The organism is Citrobacter sp. HN-141 (assembly GCF_033341895.1).
Taxonomy (GTDB): domain Bacteria; phylum Pseudomonadota; class Gammaproteobacteria; order Enterobacterales; family Enterobacteriaceae; genus Citrobacter.
This window is the reverse complement of sequence record NZ_JAWPBF010000008.1, coordinates 98,420-113,842: the sequence shown is the minus strand read 5'-3', so window position 1 is coordinate 113,842 and position 15,423 is coordinate 98,420. Positions and strand designations below refer to the sequence as shown.

Below are 15,423 nucleotides of genomic sequence, written 5' to 3'. Positions count from 1 at the left end.
CTCCCCCGTGTAAACGGGGGAGTCAGAATGCTAAACGTTTTTGCGTTCGATAGTCTGTTCACCCCAAAAGAGTGAATCTTTGTCAGTTTTCTCAAAGGCTTTGATCAGTACCTCATCGCTACCTTCTTCCCAAATCTTTTCCGCCAGTTTCTCGTCATAGTGAGCGACTTCAAAAATGGCTTCGGCTATTTCTGGCGATGTGTTGCGCAGACTTGCCCATTCGCCGACGCGATGGGCTTTCGCTTCTTGAGTTGGCATTCGAATCCTCCTGTTGAAGATTAGCCGTTGAGTTTTACTGCCAGACCTGCGACATATTCACCCTGATAGCGGGCGATAGATAACTCTTCCTGACTTGGCTGTCGGGAGCCGTCACCCCCGGCAATGGTGGTTGCGCCGTACGGCGTACCGCCACGAACTTGTGAGACATCAAACAGCTCTTGCGCCGCATAACCAATGGGAACAATCACCATCCCGTGGTGGGCAAGCGTTGTCCAGGTCGATGTAATGGTTTGTTCCTGACCGCCGCCAGTGCCTGTTGAGCTGAATACGCTGGCGAGTTTGCCGTAAAGGCCGCCAGATGCCCACAGTCCTCCAGTCTGATCCAGGAAGGTACGCATCTGACCTGACATGTTGCCAAAGCGCGTGGGAGTACCAAAAATAATGGCGTCGTAATCAGCCAGTTCCTGCGGGGTTGCGACTGGTGCGTTTTGTGTTTTACCGCCTGCTTTCAGGAAGATTTCAGGCTGCATTGTCTCTGGCACACGCTTAATAATGACTTCCGCGCCATCTACCTTATTTGCGCCTTCTGCGACTGCATGGGCCATGGTTTCAATGTGTCCGTACATGGAATAATAAAGCACCAGAACTTTTGCCATTTTACACTACTCCTCGAGTTAACCGTGTCCGTAGCGATTCGCTACCTCCCTTTAAAGATATGACGTACGGCCAGGAGTGCAAATTTCACAATCACTTCTTTGATTTATAACAATTTTTATAACAACTGTTTTTGTTGCAAAATGATACATTTTTAACCGGACGGAATTTGGTAGCCATAAGAAAGACTTATTGATTTCACGCTGCGATTATTAACATCTTGTGGCCATTCCTGTTGCAGAATATTACAGTTCGTCGGTCATCCGGTTACTCTTCACTATGCTTAATCCCACGCAGTAAACATCAGGGCACGGCCCATGCGCTGCGTGAGGTATCACTCCTCAGTACCTATGCAATATGATGGCTAATCAATGACGGAGGTCAGTAATGGCAAACCATCGGGGCGGTTCCGGCAACTTTGCGGAAGACCGTGAAAGAGCATCAGAAGCAGGTCGAAAAGGTGGCCAGCACAGCGGGGGCAACTTCAAGAATGACCCGCAACGCGCTTCAGAAGCAGGCAAAAAAGGGGGCAAGAATAGCCACGGCAATAACAAATCGTAATTGTCGGGCTGTCTGTTAGAGATATCGTGACGGCTGAGTGTTCAGAGACAGACGTTACGTCGCCACCGCCGCCGGGTCGTTCCGGCGGTTTTTTTTGTCTGCAAGGTTGAACTGTAACAAAACGCAACGCAGACTAATGACATTCAGCTAATCGGGTGTCTCATGTCATTACTTTCTCGTTATTCCTTCTCTGTTAAACCCCAGGAGGCGATCCTCATTGTGATCACCATGTTCTGGGGCGGAACGTTTTTGGCTGTGCAATATGCTGTCACGCTGAGCGGTCCCTTTTTCTTTGTCGGCGTGCGCTTTGCGACAGCGGCACTGGCGGTGGCGTTGCTGTCATTGCGTACATTGCGTGGGCTGACATGGCTGGAAGTCAAAGCCGGAGTGGCGATTGGCGTAGCAATTGCACTGGGCTATAGCCTGCAAACCTGGGGATTACAGTCTATTCCCAGCAGCAAGTCGGCATTCATTACTGCGATGTATGTACCACTGGTACCGCTGCTGCAGTGGTTGTGTCTGGGACGAATGCCAGGAGTTATGCCGTGCGTCGGTATTGTGTTGGCCTTTATCGGACTGATCTTTCTTGCCGGGCCGGATGGCAATTTACTGGCGCTTGGTGAAGGGGAGTGGATCACGCTGGTGGGTGCGGTGGCGATAGCGGCAGAAATTATCCTGATCAGCGCATGGGCTGGAAAAGTGGATGTACGTCGGGTCACGGTGGTGCAACTGGCAACCGCTTCGGTGGTGGCGTTTATTGCGATGGGGCCCGCAGGTGAGTCGGTTCCTCCCATGTCGACAGGCTTGCTGGTCGTGGCATTAGGATTGGGTATTTTTAGCGCGATTATCCAGGTTACCATGAACTGGGCGCAGCGCAGCGTTTCGCCGACACGCGCAACGGTAATCTATACCGGTGAGCCTGTATGGGCGGGGATTTTTGGTCGGCTCGCAGGGGAACGCCTGCCGCTGCTTGCTCTGTTGGGGGCGGCATTCATTATCATTGGCGTACTGGTCAGCGAACTGAAGTTCAAAAGGAAGAAAACCGTTCAGCAGGAGGCTCCGCCCGAGTCGCTTTAATTTAACGTTTCAGTGTGCGATTTGTTATGCTGGCGCCCTCAGAACAAGGAGAGGGTGCATGGCTCAAGGCGCAGAGAAAAAAACAGGTAAACGCTCGCAGGCCGTGAGTGCAAAACGCCAGGCTATCTTAACCGCGGCATTAAATGTCTTTTCCCAGTATGGCATTCATGGCACGCGTCTGGAGCAGATTGCGGAACTGGCGGGGGTGTCTAAAACGAATCTGCTTTATTACTACCCTTCTAAAGAGGTGCTCTATATTGCCGTATTACGCCAGATCCTCGATATCTGGCTGGCGCCGCTGAAGGCCTTTCGTGAGGACTTTGCACCGCTGGTGGCGATAAAAGAGTACATCCGACTCAAACTGGAAGTGTCCCGCGATTATCCTCAGGCATCGCGACTGTTTTGTATGGAAATGCTGGCAGGCGCACCTTTGTTGATGGCGGAATTAACGGGCGATCTTAAAACGTTGATTGACGAGAAATCCGCATTGATTGCCGGATGGGTCAGCAGTGGAAAACTGGCGCCGGTTGACCCGCATCATCTGATTTTTATGATTTGGGCTTCAACGCAACATTACGCTGACTTTGCCCCACAGGTCGAGGCAGTGACGGGCGCAACGCTGCGTGATGAAGCCTTTTTTAACCAAACGGTGGAGAGCGTACAGCGAATGATTATTGAAGGGATCCGTGTGCGCTAGTTGGCGGGGGGTAACGGGCAGCTTAAGTCGCCCTCTTCACATTGCAAGAGGGAGGCGAGAAATGCTTCTCGCTCGTTGGTTTTGTCCGTTAAACACTGGCTGGTGATCATCGACTGTATGCTGCCGCCTTCCGTGCCTGAACTGATCAATGCGCAGTCTGCATCACGCAGGGTAATCCATGCGACCTGTGCTTTTTTCAGTAAATCACGTTGGGTGGGGGCGGCGCGTTTCAGTGCATTCTGATAAGTCTCATTTAGCTTTGTGTCGGCCGTCTTATACTGCTCAGCGGCGCAGGTATTCATTTCAAGCTGGTTGTTTGCGTTTGCGCAGTCATCCGCCAGTGCGTGACTGCTTAGCAGCAGTGCTGCACAGGTCAGTACAATTCGTTTCATGCTTCCCTCTGGCTTAATAAAAAAGGCCCCGTAACCGGAGCCTTAATTAACCATAACCTTAGCCGATTGTCATCAGGCTGGCGTTCCCACCCGCCGCGGCGGTATTCACGCTCAACGAGCGTTCAATATACAGCCTCTCCAGCAGGATATTGCTCTCGCCGCGGGCAAATCCTTGTACCGAAACAATCGCACCTTCCCGTGCCGCTACCGATTCGCACAGTGCGCGTAGCTGGTCGGAATCGCCGTGGAAGATAACGGCATCGAACGGCTGCGCGGTGAGGGTGTCTGCTTTGGCAAACTGAATGCGCCCACAGAGGGCCGCAGGCAGACGTTTTGCCAGTTCGCGATGGAAAGCATCATCTTGCCACAGGATAAGACTGCCAACCGAGGCCACGGCAGCAACCTGCACCAGCGCATCCTGCTCGTTATCGGCCATACACAGCACGCGTTCACGCGGCAACAGCGTCCAGGTATTGCGCTCGCCGGTTGGCCCTGGCAGCAAACGCTGGGTTCCGGCTTGTGCCAGTTCGGCAAACTGTTGGCAGAGCGCATGCAGCGACGGACGATCGCTTGCCCATGCGGTGAGCGCCTCCAGCGGTTGAATCAGCGCTGATTTAAGCTGTGCATCGACAGGGTAGTCTGCATCCTGGCGGGCCAGCGTGACGGCCAGTGCATTTTCCGGACGGTTTGCCAGCAAACGGTACAGATACAGTGGGCCACCGGCTTTGGGTCCGGTTCCTGACAATCCTTCGCCACCAAATGGCTGCACGCCGACCACAGCACCGACCATATTACGGTTAACGTACAAGTTACCAACGTGCGCGGACCCGGTGACCTGCGCGATGGTTTCATCAATACGAGTATGCACGCCAAGCGTCAGGCCGTAACCGGACGCATTGATTTGCTCAATCAAATTGCCGAGGTTATTACGGGTGTAACGCACGACGTGCAACACCGGGCCGAACACCTCTTTTTGTAGCTCATCAAAGCTTTCCAGCTCAATCAACGTTGGTGCAATAAAGGTCCCGGTTTGCCATTCACGCGCATCATCGCTGTTCTCACGTACGGCCTGGAATACCGGACGTCCTTTGGCACGCATGGCCTGAATATGACGTTCAATATTGGCTTTGGCTTCTTCATCAATAACTGGCCCAATATCGGTGGTCAGACGGCCTGGATTACCCATACGACATTCGGCCATCGCGCCGCGCAGCATTTTCAGCGTATGGTCGGCAATATCATCCTGCAGGCACAGGACGCGCAGTGCCGAGCAACGCTGTCCGGCGCTGTCAAACGCAGAGGCCAGCACGTCCACCACAACCTGTTCTGTTAACGCGGAGGAGTCGACGATCATGGCGTTCATCCCGCCTGTTTCAGCGATGAGCGGAATTGGACGACCCTGCGCATCCAGACGAGTAGCAATATTTCGCTGCAACAGCGTGGCGACTTCCGTTGAACCGGTGAACATGACGCCGCGTACGCGTTCATCGGAGGTGAGTTGCGCGCCGACGGTTTCCCCTTGGCCTGGCAACAGTTGTACCACGCCTGGCGGTACACCGGCTTCCAGCAAAATAGCGATGCCCTGAGCGGCAATCAGCGGGGTTTGCTCCGCAGGTTTTGCCAGCACGCTGTTACCTGCTGCCAGCGCAGCCGCAATTTGCCCGCTGAAAATGGCCAGTGGGAAGTTCCACGGGCTGATACAGACCACCGGGCCGAGCGGACGATGCGTTTCGTTGTCGAAATCATCACGAACCTGGCCGGCATAGTAGTGCAGGAAGTCAACGGCTTCGCGCACTTCCGCAATGGCGTTGCTGAAGGTTTTACCCGCTTCACGCACCAGAATGCCAATCAGTTGCTGCATCTGGCCCTCCATTAAAATAGCGGCGCGATGCAAAATGGCGGCACGTTCTTGTGGCGGTGTAGCAAACCAGATAGGGGCATTATTGACGGCGTTCTGTAGCGCCTGCTCCACTTCAGCGTGAGTCGCTTCTCGCACGTATCCCACAATGTCTTTCGGCTCAGCCGGGTTGACAACCGGCGTCATTTCACCGTCAGCGACCGGATGTTCGAGCATCGGTTTGGCGTGCCATTTTTGCAGCGCGCTATTGAGCAGGGCAGAAGACAGCGAGGCCAGGCGGTGTTCATTCGCTAAATCCAGCCCTGCGGAGTTTTCGCGGCCTTTGCCATACAGGGAACGCGGGAGCGCAATCTTCGGATGCGGCAGCCCGGCCTGACCTTCCTGCTGCGCCAGTTTCTCGACCGCTTCAACGGGATCGGCGACCAGTTCATCCAGCGGCAGGGTGGTATCCGCAATACGGTTGACGAACGAGGTGTTGGCGCCATTTTCCAGCAGGCGACGAACCAGGTAAGCCAGCAGCGTTTCATGTGTGCCGACGGGGGCATAAATACGGCATGGGCGGTTGAGTTTACCGTCCGCGACTTTGCCGGTGACCTGCTCGTACAGCGGTTCACCCATGCCGTGCAGGCACTGGAATTCGTACTGGCCCGGATAGTAGTTTTGGCCTGCTAACTGATAAATTGCCGCCAGCGTATGCGCGTTGTGGGTGGCAAACTGCGGGTAGATCAGGTTCGGTACCGCAAGCAGTTTTTTCGCACAGGCCAGATAGGAAACGTCGGTGTACACCTTACGGGTGTAGACCGGATAGCCTTCCAGACCGTCCATCTGGGCACGTTTGATTTCACTATCCCAGTACGCACCTTTAACCAGACGGATCATCAGGCGACGGCGGCTACGGGTTGCCAGGTCGATCAGGTAGTCGATGACGTACGGGCAGCGCTTCTGGTAGGCCTGAATAACAAAACCGATCCCGTTCCAGCCTGCCAGTTCGGGTTCAAAGCACAGTTTTTCCAGCAGATCGAGGGAGATCTCCAGTCGGTCAGCCTCTTCGGCATCGATGTTAATGCCGATGTCGTACTGACGCGCCAGCAGGGTCAGCGACTTCAGGCGCGGATAAAGCTCATCCATCACGCGGTCATACTGCGCACGGCTGTAGCGCGGGTGCAGTGCAGACAGTTTGATGGAGATCCCCGGGCCTTCATAAATACCGCGCCCGTTTGAGGCTTTACCAATGGCATGGATCGCCTGCTGATAGGAGACCATATAGGCCTGGGCATCGGCGGCGGTCAGCGCGGCCTCACCCAGCATGTCATAGGAATAGCGGAAACCTTTCTCTTCCAGTTTACGCGCGTTAGCCAGTGCTTCTGCAATGGTTTCTCCGGTGACGAATTGCTCACCCATCAAGCGCATCGCCATGTCGACGCCTTTACGCACCAGCGGTTCACCGCTCTTGCCGATGATGCGGTTCAGCGAGCGTGAGAGGCTGGCTTCGTTATGAGTGGAGACCAGACGACCGGTAAACAACAATCCCCACGTTGCAGCGTTAACGAACAGAGACGGGCTGCGTCCGATGTGTGATTGCCAGTTGCCGTTGCTGATTTTGTCGCGGATCAGCGCATCGCGAGTGGCTTTGTCGGGAATACGCAGCAGTGCTTCAGCCAGACACATCAGCGCGACGCCTTCCTGTGAGGAAAGGGAGAATTCCTGCAACAGTCCCTGGACCATGCCGGCACGCCCGCTGGCCGTCTTTTGGTTGCGCAGTTTATCGGCCAACTGATAGGCCAGTTTATGGGCCTGCTCTGCGATAGGTTGCGGCAGACGAGCCTGTTCCATCAACATTGGCACCGCATCGGTTTCAGCACGGCGATATGCCGCGGTAATGGCCGCACGGGAAACAGACTGCGGCAGGATCTGCTCTGCAAATTCAAGGAAAGGCTGGTGCGCTTCATTTTGTTGCGCAGTGGATTCCTCGCTCTCATTTGCTGCACCCGCCAGCAGGGCAGGCAGCTCCGGGAGCGCATCGTCATTTTCCAGTCTTTCGAGATAATTAAAGATGGCCTGCTTGATAAGCCAATGCGGCGTGCGATCGATTCGTGATGCTGCTGTTTTAATCCGCTCGCGTGTGGCGTCGTCCAGTTTAACCCCCATCGTGGTGGTTCCCATGCCATTTACTCCTGTTGTACTGAAATACGGGGCTGATAGTTACCGAGAAATATCCACCATGTTGCAACTTTGTGCAACCATGTTAAATGTGACTTGGTTTGCAAGCTTGAAAATGAATGAAATGTTAATAAAGATGATGTTTATAACAAGGGCTGTAAAAAACGCAGAATCTTTTTCTCTGCGGTAGTTAACACTTTTTAAAGGTGCAACCAGAAAAAATGTGAGAGAGTGCAACCTACAGAAAAATGCTATCTACTCTGGATCAAAATTGATGTAAATGGTGTGTTAAATCGATTGTGAATGGCCATGGCTTCCGGCAGGATACGGTCGCCCTGGTCAATACAGATATCTTTGCCACGTTCCGGCAGGGTAATAAAACGGCAAGCCACGGCATTGCCGATACATAATTTTGGAGAGTTTTGATGGCTATTAGCACACCGATGTTAGTCACATTCTGTGTCTATATTTTTGGCATGATATTGATAGGGTTTATTGCATGGCGTTCGACCAAAAACTTTGATGATTATATTCTGGGTGGACGCAGTCTGGGTCCGTTCGTAACGGCGTTATCCGCTGGGGCATCCGACATGAGCGGCTGGCTGCTGATGGGGCTGCCAGGTGCGATTTTCCTGTCGGGGATTTCAGAAAGTTGGATCGCTATCGGTCTGGTATTAGGTGCCTGGATCAACTGGAAACTGGTGGCCGGGCGTTTACGTGTACACACCGAATATAATAACAATGCACTGACGTTGCCGGATTACTTTACCGGCCGTTTTGAAGATAAAAGCCGCGTGCTGCGTATTATTTCCGCACTGGTTATTCTGCTGTTTTTCACCATCTATTGTGCTTCAGGTATTGTGGCAGGGGCGCGTTTATTCGAAAGCACCTTTGGTATGAGCTACGAAACTGCGCTGTGGGCGGGAGCGGCCGCGACGATCATTTATACCTTTATTGGTGGCTTCCTCGCGGTGAGTTGGACCGATACCGTACAGGCCAGCCTGATGATCTTCGCACTGATCCTGACACCGGTGATGGTGATTATTGGTGTCGGCGGATTTGAAGACTCGCTGGAAGTGATTAAGCAAAAGAGCATTGAAAACGTCGATATGTTCAAAGGGCTTAACTTTGTTGCCATCATTTCCCTGATGGGATGGGGACTGGGTTATTTCGGTCAGCCGCATATCCTGGCACGCTTTATGGCTGCCGATTCCCACCATAGTATTGTCCACGCACGTCGCATCAGTATGACCTGGATGATCCTGTGTCTGGCTGGCGCTGTTGCCGTTGGTTTCTTCGGCATTGCTTACTTCAATAACAACCCGTCGTTGGCGGGTGCCGTGAACCAGAACGCCGAGCGCGTGTTTATTGAACTGGCGCAGATCCTGTTCAACCCGTGGATTGCCGGTATTCTGTTGTCTGCGATCCTTGCAGCGGTGATGTCGACGCTGAGCTGCCAACTGCTGGTATGCTCCAGTGCGATTACCGAAGATTTGTACAAAGCGTTCCTGCGTAAAAATGCCAGCCAGAAAGAGCTGGTATGGATTGGGCGTATCATGGTGCTGGTCGTGGCGCTGGTGTCCATCGCGCTGGCGGCAAACCCAGAGAACCGCGTGCTCGGCCTGGTGAGCTACGCCTGGGCTGGCTTTGGTGCTGCCTTTGGTCCGGTTGTTCTGTTCTCCGTAATGTGGTCGCGTATGACCCGTAACGGCGCGCTGGCAGGGATGGTCATTGGTGCTGTGACGGTTATCGTCTGGAAGCAGTTTGCCTGGTTGGGTCTGTATGAAATCATCCCGGGCTTCGTGTTCGGCAGTATCGGGATTGTGGTCTTCAGTCTGTGGGGTAAAGCGCCATCAGCAGCAATGCAGAAACGTTTTGCCGAGGCTGATGCTCATTACCATTCAGCACCGCCGTCGCGTTTGCAGGAAGAATAACCGCTGTATTGTTTTTAAAGCCCGCCGCGAGCGGGCTTTTTTATGTCTCCATCCCTTCGATCCAGCGTGCAATAACTGTTACCCACCTAACTGTTTACATTAAGTCATCATTCTCAAAACATTCTGCTTGAGTTTTTCCTTGCTGTAATGATAATCACTATCACTGTAATTTACTTTTCTTTGCATCAGTTGACTGAGAATAACGTTAAAGGGTACTTCGCATGTTTGTTCCATTTCTAATTATGTTGCGCGAAGGGTTAGAGGCCGCGCTGATTGTCAGCCTGATTGCCAGCTACCTGAAACGGACTCAGCGTGGTCGCTGGATTGGCGTGATGTGGATTGGTGTGTTGCTGGCGGCGGCGCTGTGCCTCTCGCTGGGAATTTTCATCAATGAAACCACGGGCGAATTCCCGCAAAAAGAGCAGGAGCTCTTTGAAGGTATCGTGGCGCTTATTGCCGTGGTGATTCTGACCTGGATGGTCTTCTGGATGCGTAAAGTATCGCGCAACGTCAAAGTTCAACTGGAACAGGCTGTCGATAACGCGTTACAGAAAGGCAATCATCATGGCTGGGCGCTGGTGATGATGGTCTTTTTTGCCGTCGCTCGTGAAGGGCTGGAGTCTGTCTTCTTTCTGCTGGCGGCATTTCAGCAGGATGTGGGTATTTGGCCACCGCTAGGTGCGATGCTGGGACTGGCAACTGCGGTGGTACTGGGTTATCTGATTTATCTCGGTGGGATTCGCCTCAATCTCGGGGCTTTCTTTAAATGGACCAGTCTGTTCATTTTGTTGGTTGCCGCAGGTCTTGCTGCGGGGGCCATTCGTGCATTCCACGAAGCTGGGTTATGGAATCATTTCCAGGACGTGGCGTTTGATATGAGCAGCGTTCTGTCAACGCATTCGCTGTTTGGCACATTGATGGAAGGGATCTTCGGCTATCAGGAAGCGCCAAGTGTTAGTGAAGTTGCTGTCTGGTTTATCTATCTGATTCCGGCATTGATTATGTTTGCACTGCCACCTCGTTCAGGCACTACGGCATCACGGACCGCACCCTGATAAAACGTGATGCAAGAATATCATTTAGTTACAACATACTTTTTATAGGGATGGGTCATGACGATTAATTTCCGCCGTAGTGCGCTGCAGTTGGGTATTGCCGCGCTGTTTACTTCTGCTTTTACCGCTCACGCTGCTGATATCCCGCAGGTAAAAGTCACGGTAAATGACAAACAGTGTGAACCGATGACAATCACGGTGAATGCCGGGAAGACTCAGTTCATCATTCAGAACCACAGTCAAAAAGCGCTGGAGTGGGAGATCCTCAAAGGCGTGATGGTGGTCGAAGAGCGTGAAAACATTGCGCCCGGTTTTAGCCAGAAAATGACGGCTAACCTACAGCCGGGTGAATATGATATGACCTGCGGTCTGCTGACCAACCCGAAAGGCAAGCTGATCGTGAAGGGGACGGCAACGGCAGATGCCGCGCACAGCGATGCTCTGCTGAGCCTGAGTGGTGCAATTACTGAATACAAAGCCTATGTAACGGCAGAAACAGCGCAACTGGTGACAGGCACGAAAGCCTTCACGGATGCCATTAAAGCAGGCGATCTGGAGAAAGCCAAATCGCTGTATGCGCCAACCCGTCAGCATTATGAGCGTATTGAACCGATTGCTGAACTGTTCTCCGATCTCGACGGCAGCATAGATGCGCGTGAAGATGATTATGAGCAAAAAGCCGCCGATCCTAAATTCACCGGCTTCCACCGCCTGGAGAAAGCGCTGTTTGGCGACAATACCACTAAAGGTATGGACAAGTACGCCGACCAATTAAACAGCGATGTTCTTGACCTGCAAACGCGTATTAGCGAACTTGCTTTCCCGCCGTCTAAAGTGGTTGGCGGGGCAGCAGGGCTGATTGAAGAAGTCGCAGCCAGCAAAATCAGTGGAGAAGAAGATCGTTACAGCCACAGCGATTTGTGGGACTTCCAGGCTAACGTTGATGGCGCGCAGAAAATCGTCGATCTCCTGCGTCCTCAGTTACAAAAATCCAATGCTGATCTGTTGGCGAAGGTGGATGCGAACTTCAAAAAAGTCGATACCATTCTGAGCAAGTACCGTACCAAAGACGGCTTTGAAACCTATGACAAACTGACCGATGCCGATCGTAATGCGCTGAAAGGGCCAATCACGACGCTGGCGGAAGACTTGTCGCAATTACGCGGTGTTTTGGGCCTGGATTAAGCACTATGCAGCACGATAATGAAAACGGCGTGAGCGAACCGTCACGCCGACGTTTACTGAAAGGGATGGGGGCGCTGGGTGGGGCACTGGCGCTGGCGGGCGGATGCCCGGTCGCTCACGCGCAAAAAACGCAAAGTGCGCCGGGAACACTGTCACCTGATGCACGCAGTGAGAAACAACCGTTTTATGGCCAGCACCAGGCCGGTATCCTGACGCCGCAGCAAGCCTCAATGATGCTGGTGGCGTTTGATGTGCTCGCCAGTGATAAAGCTGACCTTGAGCGTCTGTTTCGTTTACTGACCCGCCGGTTTGCATTTTTGACAACCGGAGGGCCGGCACCAGAAACGCCGAATCCACGTTTACCGCCAATGGATTCCGGTATTCTTGGGGCATACATAGCGCCGGATAATCTGACGATGACGCTGTCGGTTGGATCTTCACTGTTTGATGATCGCTATGGTCTGAAAGCACAGATGCCGAAAAAACTGCAAAAAATGACGCGTTTTCCGAATGATTCACTGGATGCGGCGCTATGTCATGGCGATTTGCTGTTGCAGATTTGCGCCAATACGCAGGACACCGTTATCCATGCGCTGCGCGATATCATTAAGCACACGCCGGATCTGCTCAGCGTACGCTGGAAACGTGAAGGGTTTATCTCTGATCATGCCGCACGCAGTAAAGGTAAAGAGACTCCCGTCAATTTGCTGGGATTTAAGGATGGAACCGCGAATCCAGACGCTGCCAATGCCACGCTGATGCAAAACGTGGTGTGGGTCACTGCGGAGCAGGGAGAACCGGCATGGGCACAAGATGGTAGCTATCAGGCCGTCAGGCTCATCCAGTTCCGCGTGGAATTCTGGGACCGTACGCCGCTAAAAGAGCAGCAAACGATTTTCGGCCGCGATAAACATACCGGCGCACCGTTGGGAATGCAGCACGAGCATGATGTGCCGGATTACGCCAATGATCCCGAAGGCGAGGTGATCGCACTCGACAGCCATATTCGTCTGGCGAACCCGCGCACGAAAGAAACAGAGACCAGCCTGATGATGCGTCGTGGCTACAGCTATTCGCTTGGCGTGACCAATTCCGGGCAGTTGGATATGGGACTGTTGTTCGTTTGCTATCAGCACGACCTGGAAAAAGGGTTTTTGACGGTTCAGAAACGCCTGAACGGTGAAGCGCTTGAGGAGTATGTCAAACCTATTGGTGGGGGCTACTTCTTTGCTTTGCCTGGTGTCAAAACCGCCGACCACTATCTGGGGCAAGCCCTGCTCGAAGCATGATGATTGTGCCCCGCAGTGCTGCGGGGCATTTCCTGACACTCTGATGAATGAAAAAATTATTTTTCATGATCGGCGGCGACTGAAATAATTCTGTCATCTCTCTGCAAGAGACTGTTGCTGGCGATAAGATGAAATTAAGTTAACAACAAGTAAAAATATTGTTGCATTAACGAAAGGTTATGATGTAATTATAAGTAATAGCGGTAGTTCCCGGCGGTGATAGTCATTCACTATGGAGATCGCGAATGGAAAAGTCCTGTACTGGACACGTTTTTCAAAGTTATTGCAGTCCCTTACGCGGACGTTTCTCTTCCGGTAGCCATCTCGTCACCGTTAAATCTCTCTCCCTTTCACTTCTTATCCTTGTAACTGACACCCTGTACGGTGCGCGTAGCCGTGTATGGCGTCTTATCCGAAGGCAGGCAATGGCTTACAAGGAAGCCAACCCTCAGATGTTCGTGCGCATAATCGTGCCGCCAACGGCGCGTGTGATGTATACCTACAACTCAAGGTGCTATCCATGGGAAGACAAAAAGCAGTGATCAAAGCTCGTCGCGAAGCAAAACGTGTGCTGAGGCGGGATTCGCGTAGCCATAAACAGCGCGAAGATGAATCGGTCACCTCGCTTGTGCAGATGGGCGGTGTTGAAGCGATTGGTATGGCGCGTGATAGTCGCGATGCCTCACCGATCACGGCGCGAAATGAAGCTCAGGCGCACTACCTGAATGCTATCGAGAGTAAGCAGCTGATCTTCGCCACGGGCGAAGCAGGGTGTGGTAAAACCTGGATCAGCGCGGCGAAAGCAGCAGAAGCCCTGATCCACAAAGATGTGGACAGGATCATTGTAACCCGTCCAGTTCTGCAAGCTGATGAAGATCTCGGCTTCTTACCTGGGGATGTCTCTGAGAAGTTCGCTCCCTATTTTCGTCCGGTTTATGACGTGCTGGTAAAACGTCTGGGAGCCTCCTTTATGCAATATTGCCTGCGACCTGAGATTGGTAAGGTAGAAATCGCGCCGTTCGCGTATATGCGGGGACGTACATTTGAAAATGCCGTTGTTATTCTGGACGAGGCTCAGAATGTGACTGCTGCGCAAATGAAGATGTTTTTGACTCGCCTCGGAGAGAATGTGACGGTGATTGTGAATGGGGATATTACCCAGTGCGATCTCCCTGCTCATGTTCGTTCAGGGCTAAGCGATGCGCTGGCCCGTTTCGAAGAAGATGACATGGTTGGGATCGTTCGATTCAACAAAGATGATTGCGTTCGCTCGGCACTGTGTCAGCGGACGCTCAATGCTTACAACTGATCTGTTTTGCGTCTTCAAGGCCCAGGAAACCGGGCTTTGTTTTTTGTTCCCCTATGAGCACAACGGACTGATGGCGTGGCCGACATTGTTGGTGAGGTCAGGTGTTCACGTTGTATCCCATATGGGAAAATAGCAATAAAAAAGCCGCGGGTAGCGGCTTTTTAAACAAGACAGAGGTTACTGTGGGAACCACTGGTCACTGATTTTCTGGTACGTGCCGTCAGCTTTGATGGCGGCCAGCGCACTATTCAGTTTTTCCAGCAGGGCTTTGTTATCCGGGCGAACCGCAATGCCAAGACCGGTACCGAAGTATTGTGGATCGGTCACTTTGTCGGTAGCCACGCCTAACTGCGGGTTAGTTTTCAGCCACTCGTTAACGACGGCGGTATCGCCAAATACGCCATCAATACGGCCATTTTTCAGGTCGATAATCGCATTCTGATAGCTGTCGTAGGCCACGGTTTTTACTTCAGGATGTTTGTCCTGCAGGTACTTCTGGTGCGTGGTGCCGTTTTCCATCCCGATACGTTTGCCTTTCAGATCATCAAAGCTCTTATAGGTGTCTTTCTTCGCAATCACCAGCGCTGAGTTGGCATAGTACGGCTGGGTGAAGGAAACCTGCTTGCTACGTTCAGGCGTGATGTCCATACCGGAAATCACCGCATCATATTTTTTGAATTTCAGCGCGGGGATCAGGCTGTCGAAAGCATGATTAGTAAAAGTACATTCAGCCTGCATTTGTTTGCACAATGCTGTTGCCAGATCGATATCAAAACCGACAATTTTATTGCTGGCATCCAGTGATTCGAAAGGCGGGTAGGTTGCGGATACACCGAAACTAATCTTATCAGCAGCTGCGGCGCCAGCGGCGAAAGTAGCAAGTAATGCGGCCAGTACTAACTTTTTCATGGTGGAACTCCCGTCTGTCAATCTTATGATTATTTACCGTGTCTGCGGCGTGGATTCACAATGCCATTTAATGAATTTATATGCAATAAAAATGATTAACTATTTTTCAGGTATAAAAAAAGAC

Annotated in this window: 13 protein-coding genes; 8 read left to right on the top strand and 5 right to left on the bottom strand. The window is 52.4% G+C overall.

Annotated elements, in window-relative coordinates; genetic code table 11:
• Positions 1 to 30: 30 nt before the first annotated feature.
• Complete coding sequence (locus RYZ59_RS11740; RefSeq protein ID WP_003036015.1) at positions 31 to 258, bottom strand: YccJ family protein; 228 nt, start codon at positions 256 to 258, stop codon at positions 31 to 33.
• A gap of 20 nt (positions 259 to 278) precedes the next feature.
• Complete coding sequence (gene wrbA, locus RYZ59_RS11735; RefSeq protein WP_003832057.1) at positions 279 to 875, bottom strand: NAD(P)H:quinone oxidoreductase; 597 nt, start codon at positions 873 to 875, stop codon at positions 279 to 281.
• Positions 876 to 1,260: 385 nt separating this feature from the next.
• On the opposite strand from wrbA, the gene RYZ59_RS11730 reads away from it, so the two are divergent.
• From RYZ59_RS11730 to rutR, 3 genes are all read left to right on the top strand, one after another.
• On the top strand, positions 1,261 to 1,434 hold the full coding sequence (locus RYZ59_RS11730; RefSeq protein ID WP_003036022.1) for a general stress protein: 174 nt from the start codon (positions 1,261 to 1,263) through the stop codon (positions 1,432 to 1,434).
• Between the two features lie 162 nt (positions 1,435 to 1,596).
• Positions 1,597 to 2,511, top strand: coding sequence for a DMT family transporter (locus RYZ59_RS11725; protein ID WP_202038986.1), 915 nt, complete (start codon positions 1,597 to 1,599; stop codon positions 2,509 to 2,511).
• 58 nt (positions 2,512 to 2,569) lie between these two features.
• On the top strand, positions 2,570 to 3,208 hold the full coding sequence (gene rutR / locus RYZ59_RS11720) for an HTH-type transcriptional regulator RutR (RefSeq protein WP_318047998.1): 639 nt from the start codon (positions 2,570 to 2,572) through the stop codon (positions 3,206 to 3,208).
• Here rutR and RYZ59_RS11715 read toward each other — a convergent pair.
• Together RYZ59_RS11715 and putA are read right to left on the bottom strand one after the other, a co-directional pair.
• Positions 3,205 to 3,600: a lysozyme inhibitor LprI family protein gene (locus RYZ59_RS11715; protein WP_318047999.1), complete on the bottom strand. Its 396-nt coding sequence runs from the start codon at positions 3,598 to 3,600 to the stop codon at positions 3,205 to 3,207. The two genes, rutR and RYZ59_RS11715, sit on opposite strands and share 4 nt — an antisense overlap.
• A 58-nt stretch (positions 3,601 to 3,658) precedes the next feature.
• Positions 3,659 to 7,621, bottom strand: coding sequence for a trifunctional transcriptional regulator/proline dehydrogenase/L-glutamate gamma-semialdehyde dehydrogenase (gene putA / locus RYZ59_RS11710; protein WP_318048000.1), 3,963 nt, complete (start codon positions 7,619 to 7,621; stop codon positions 3,659 to 3,661).
• 422 nt (positions 7,622 to 8,043) lie between these two features.
• On the opposite strand from putA, the gene putP reads away from it, so the two are divergent.
• From putP to phoH, 5 genes are all read left to right on the top strand, one after another.
• Positions 8,044 to 9,552: a sodium/proline symporter PutP gene (gene putP, locus RYZ59_RS11705; protein ID WP_202038983.1), complete on the top strand. Its 1,509-nt coding sequence runs from the start codon at positions 8,044 to 8,046 to the stop codon at positions 9,550 to 9,552.
• A 221-nt stretch (positions 9,553 to 9,773) separates the two neighbouring features.
• Positions 9,774 to 10,607 (top strand): iron uptake transporter permease EfeU, encoded by an 834-nt coding sequence (gene efeU, locus RYZ59_RS11700; protein WP_271441337.1) that lies wholly within the window; start codon positions 9,774 to 9,776, stop codon positions 10,605 to 10,607.
• Positions 10,608 to 10,664: 57 nt separating this feature from the next.
• Positions 10,665 to 11,792, top strand: a complete 1,128-nt coding sequence (gene efeO, locus RYZ59_RS11695) for an iron uptake system protein EfeO (protein ID WP_318048001.1) — start codon at positions 10,665 to 10,667, stop codon at positions 11,790 to 11,792.
• Between the two features lie 5 nt (positions 11,793 to 11,797).
• A complete protein-coding gene (gene efeB / locus RYZ59_RS11690) occupies positions 11,798 to 13,081 on the top strand; it encodes an iron uptake transporter deferrochelatase/peroxidase subunit (protein WP_318048002.1) in 1,284 nt (427 codons plus the stop codon).
• 520 nt (positions 13,082 to 13,601) lie between these two features.
• Positions 13,602 to 14,390 carry a phosphate starvation-inducible protein PhoH gene (gene phoH, locus RYZ59_RS11685; protein ID WP_170974359.1) on the top strand — a complete coding sequence of 263 codons (789 nt, stop codon included), beginning with the start codon at positions 13,602 to 13,604 and terminating at the stop codon, positions 14,388 to 14,390.
• A gap of 177 nt (positions 14,391 to 14,567) precedes the next feature.
• Here the strand turns inward: phoH and artJ are convergent, their stop codons facing one another.
• The gene (artJ, locus tag RYZ59_RS11680) at positions 14,568 to 15,299 is read right to left on the bottom strand and encodes an arginine ABC transporter substrate-binding protein ArtJ (protein ID WP_318048003.1); all 732 of its coding nucleotides are present in this window, start codon (positions 15,297 to 15,299) and stop codon (positions 14,568 to 14,570) included.
• Positions 15,300 to 15,423 lie beyond the last annotated feature (124 nt).